The sequence below is a fragment of the Gemmatimonas sp. genome (assembly GCF_041689975.1).
Taxonomy (GTDB): domain Bacteria; phylum Gemmatimonadota; class Gemmatimonadetes; order Gemmatimonadales; family Gemmatimonadaceae; genus Gemmatimonas.
The window spans coordinates 1-4,357 of sequence record NZ_JBDNFF010000167.1 but is presented as its reverse complement, the minus strand read 5'-3'; the positions used below and the strand labels follow the sequence as shown (position 1 = coordinate 4,357).

Here is a 4,357-nt window from a genome sequence, read left to right as displayed (position 1 = left end):
TACGCCGCCTGCTATGGCGGGCATCAATTCGGCAATTGGGCCGGTCAGTTGGGCGACGGGCGGGCCATGTCGCTCGGAGAAGTCGTGAACGCCGCCGGCGAGCGGTGGGAGCTGCAGCTCAAGGGCGCCGGTCCCACACCGTACTCGCGCACCGCCGATGGACGCGCCGTGCTGCGCTCCTCGATTCGCGAATTTCTCTGCAGCGAAGCGATGTACCATCTGGGTGTCCCCACCACCCGGGCCCTGTCACTCGTGACCACCGGTGACAGCGTGGTGCGCGACATGTTCTACAACGGCAACGCCGCACCGGAGCCGGGCGCCATCGTCTGTCGCGTGGCCCCGTCGTTCATTCGCTTCGGCAACTTCGAAATTCTCGCCGCGCGTGACGACCTCGCGCTGCTCGCGCAGCTCGTCGACTTCACGATCGCGCGCGACTTCCCGCAGCTGGCCGGTATTGCTGATACCACCGCACGTCGCGTGGCATGGTTTTCCACCGTCTGCGAACGCACGGCGCACATGATCGTGCACTGGATGCGTGTGGGCTTCGTGCACGGCGTGATGAACACCGACAACATGTCGATCCTGGGACTCACCATCGACTACGGTCCGTACGGCTGGCTGGACAACTTCGATCCCACGTGGACTCCGAACACCACCGACGCCGCCAATCGCCGCTATCGGTTCGGACAGCAACCGGCGATCGCGCAGTGGAATCTCGTGCGCCTCGCCGAGGCCATCGCGCCGCTGTTCGATTCCGCCGCCGTACTCCAGAGCGGCATCGAACGGTTCGGCGATGTGTACCTGGCCGAGTACGCAGCGATGAACGCCGCGAAGTTCGGCTTCGTGGCACGTGGCGAAGCTGAGCAGCTGCTGGTGCGCGAAGGCTTTGCATTGTTGTACGAGGCCGAGGTGGACTACACGCTGTTCTTCCGCGCACTGGGAGACATCGGCGACACACTGCCCGCGGAGAATCCGATCAGCGTGCTGGGCGATGTGTTCTACGACGATGCGAAACGCGAGGCCAAGGCTGACGCACTCGACGCGTGGTTACGTCGCTGGCACGAACTGGTGCAGCGGCACGGCCAGAGCACCGGCGAACGGCGCACCGCGATGCATGCCGTGAATCCGCGCTACGTGCTGCGCAACTATCTCGCGCAGCAGGCAATCGACGCCGCCACCGACGGCGACGCCTCACTCGTACACACGTTGCTCGAGGTCATGCGCCGTCCGTACGACGAGCAGCCGGAGTACGCGCACTTTGCCGCGCGTCGTCCGGAGTGGGCGCGGGTGAAAGCCGGCTGTTCGATGCTGAGCTGTAGCTCGTAACGGCAGCTATTTACCGCCTACCTCCCCGCGTTTTCCTGCTTGGCCTGATTGCGCATCACGCCGGACATGAACAGCAGCGCTTCCTGCTGGCTGATGGCGGCGCCCTGCTCGGTGCCATCACCCACTTCGAAGATCCGCACGCCGAGTCCACGGATGTCGAAACGGAGTCGGCCGTCGGCGTACTTCATGTTCTCGATGTACGTGGAGGGCACGCTGACACGGCTGCCCGGCATGTACACATGCACGGTGTCGCCGATCAGCTCCAGCGCGAAGCTCTTGTCGGACGACACGAGCTGCATGTCCTCCGGTCCGAGCGTCTGCGCCTGGGCCAACTTCGCGGGCTTCTCGCCGCAGGCCAGGCAGCCGATCGTGGTCAGAGCCAAGAGAGTGCGAGACACGTGTGACATGAACGATCGGACGTAGGAAGGCGGGGAGTGGTCGGCGGGGGCTTCGTGCAGCATCTTCCGTACAATATGACGAGAAGCCGATGAGAACATGAAACGCCGCACCTTTCTGCTGGCTGGGCTAGGCACGGGCGGAGCGCTGTTCCTGGGTTGGGCGCTGCTGCCACCGCGCCAGCGGCTGGTCGGGCGTATGCTCCCCGATACCACCGGCAACGCCGTCGCGCTCAATGGTTGGCTCACTGTCGCCCCCGATGACACGATCACCGTGGTGGTGCCCAAGGCCGAGATGGGCCAGGGTACGCACACCGCGTTGGCCATGCTCATGGCTGAGGAGCTTGGGTGCGACTGGGCCAAGGTGCGCGTGGAGCATAGTCCGATCGACAAGATCTACGGCAATGTCTCGGCGCTGGTGGAAGGTCTCCCGTTCGCACCCGAAGCAAACGGCACATTGGTTCGCGGTATTCGTTGGATCATGGCCAAGACCGCGCGCGAGCTCGGCGTGATGATGACCGGCGGATCGTCGAGTATGCGCGACTGCTGGATACCCATGCGCGAAGCAGGTGCGTCGGCGCGCACATCACTCATCGCGGCGGCGGCCGCCACGTGGGGCGTGGCGGCAGTGGCCTGTCGCGCGGAACAGGGCGTCGTCGTCTGTAGTGACGGTCGTCGGCTACGCTTCGGCGAAGTCGCGTCACTCGCCGTGCAGCATCGCCCCGCCACGATCACGCTCAAGGCCGCGGCGGACTTCACGTTGCTCGGCACGCCAGTGCCGCGTCTCGATTCCGCTGCAAAGTCGAACGGGACCGCGACGTACAGTATCGACGTCTCGCTGCCCGACATGCTCTACGCAGCGGTTGTCATGAGCCCGTTCGGCGCGGCGGCGGCGCCGGCGGTGTCAGCTGCGCAGATGCAGCAGTGTCGCACCATGCCCGGAGTACGCACTGTCGTCTCGCTTCCTGGTAGCAAGTACGGCGACCCGCCGGCGCTGGCGGTCATAGCTGAGTCGTGGTGGCAGGCGCGCAAGACGGCCAGCGCGTTGGCGGCGTTCGTAGCAACCGGTAGCACCGACGCAGACGCGAAGTCGGTGTCGACAGCCACCGTGATGCAGGACATTCGCAACACCGTTCGCAACGACGAGGGCATGCCGATCCGCTTTTTCGGTGGCGCGAAAGAGGTGCTGGCCGCATCCGCCCGTACGCTCGATGTGACGTACGAAGCGCCGTTCCTGGCGCACGCCACGATGGAACCGATGAACGCCACCGTGCGGGCGTCGAACGATCATGCCGAACTGTGGACCGGAACGCAGGTGCCGGGCTACGCGCGTGTCGCCGCGGCGCACGTGCTCGGTTTGAACGACGAACAGGTTACGGTGCATCAGCATATCCTCGGCGGCGGCTTCGGTCGACGGCTCGATGTCGACTACATCGCGCAAGCAGCGGCGATCGCGAAGGCCGTACCCGATGTGCCAGTGCAAATGATCTGGTCTCGCGAAGACGATATGCGACACGATTTCTATCGTCCCGCTACGGTGTCGCGATTGCGTGCAGCTCTCGACGTGGACGGACGTGTGACCGCCTTCGTGGCGCACTCGGCCGGCCAGGCGCCGTTCAAAGCGTACAGTAAACGCGTAGGATTTGTGCTTACACAGGCGGGGCCCGATCGCACGTCATCCGAGGGGACGTGGGATCAACCCTACGCCTTCCCCGCCCTGCACGCGTCACACAGTGAGACCGCGAGCGCGATTCCCGTGGGCTCGTGGCGTAGTGTCGGGCATTCCCATCAGGCGTTTTTCGTGGAGAGTTTCATCGACGAACTCGCGGCCGCGGCGAAACAGGATCCCGCAGCGTATCGCGCGGCGCTGTTGCAGACACATCCGCGCGCACTACGCGTGCTACAGCTCGCCACCGCCAGGAGTGGATGGGGAGAACCGATGGATAACGCCGTCGACGGTCGCCCGCGCGCGCGCGGCATCGCACTGCATGCGGGCTTCGGTACGATCGTCGCCGAGGTGGCCGAGGTATCGGTCGCCGCCGATGGACGTATTCGGGTGCATCGCGTGGTGGCCGCGGTGGACTGCGGACTGCCGGTGAATCCGAACATCATTGCGCAGCAGATCGAGAGTGGCATCATCGACGGACTCTCCACCGCCCTCAACGGCGAACTCATAGTGGAGGGTGGCACGCCTCGCCAGTCGAACTTCCACGACTACCGACTGCTGCGCATCGACGAGTGCCCGGCCATCGAAGTGCATATCGTGCCGAGTCTCGAAGTACCGTCGGGAATTGGCGAGCCGGGATTGCCGCCGATTGCGCCGGCCGTGGCGAACGCGCTGTTCACCCTGACCGGCACGCGCTTGCGCTCGCTGCCGCTGCGCATGCCCAACGAGGACGTATCATGACCGCTCCAATTGTGCTGCTCGTGAACGGAGCACCAGCCAGGGTCACGGTCAGCGCCGACACACCGTTGCTCTGGGTGCTGCGCCAGAAGCTCGGATTGCCGGGTACGAAGTTCGGCTGCGGTATTGCCGCGTGCGGCGTATGCACGGTGCATCTCGACGGCGTGCCGGTGCGCTCGTGTGTGACGCCAGTGTCGGCCACGACCGGCAAGGCGATCACCACGATCGAGGG

General features: G+C 65.1%; 4 protein-coding genes. 3 read left to right on the top strand and 1 reads right to left on the bottom strand.

The genetic code is table 11. The annotated features are described in order from the left end of the window. A partial coding sequence (locus ACESNG_RS10800) for a YdiU family protein (protein WP_373068940.1) occupies positions 1 to 1,326 on the top strand: 1,326 nt, incomplete at its 5' end. 17 nt (positions 1,327 to 1,343) lie between these two features. Here ACESNG_RS10800 and ACESNG_RS10795 read toward each other — a convergent pair. Continuing rightward, complete coding sequence (locus ACESNG_RS10795; RefSeq protein ID WP_373058863.1) at positions 1,344 to 1,724, bottom strand: hypothetical protein; 381 nt, start codon at positions 1,722 to 1,724, stop codon at positions 1,344 to 1,346. A gap of 97 nt (positions 1,725 to 1,821) precedes the next feature. Between ACESNG_RS10795 and ACESNG_RS10790 the strand changes: the two genes are divergently transcribed. Both ACESNG_RS10790 and ACESNG_RS10785 read left to right on the top strand, forming a co-directional pair. Then, entirely contained in the window at positions 1,822 to 4,128 is a 2,307-nt protein-coding gene (locus ACESNG_RS10790) for a molybdopterin cofactor-binding domain-containing protein (protein ID WP_373058865.1), read from the top strand. Beyond that, on the top strand, positions 4,125 to 4,357 hold a 233-nt coding region (locus ACESNG_RS10785), incomplete at its 3' end, for a (2Fe-2S)-binding protein (RefSeq protein WP_373068938.1). The genes ACESNG_RS10790 and ACESNG_RS10785, both read left to right, overlap by 4 nt.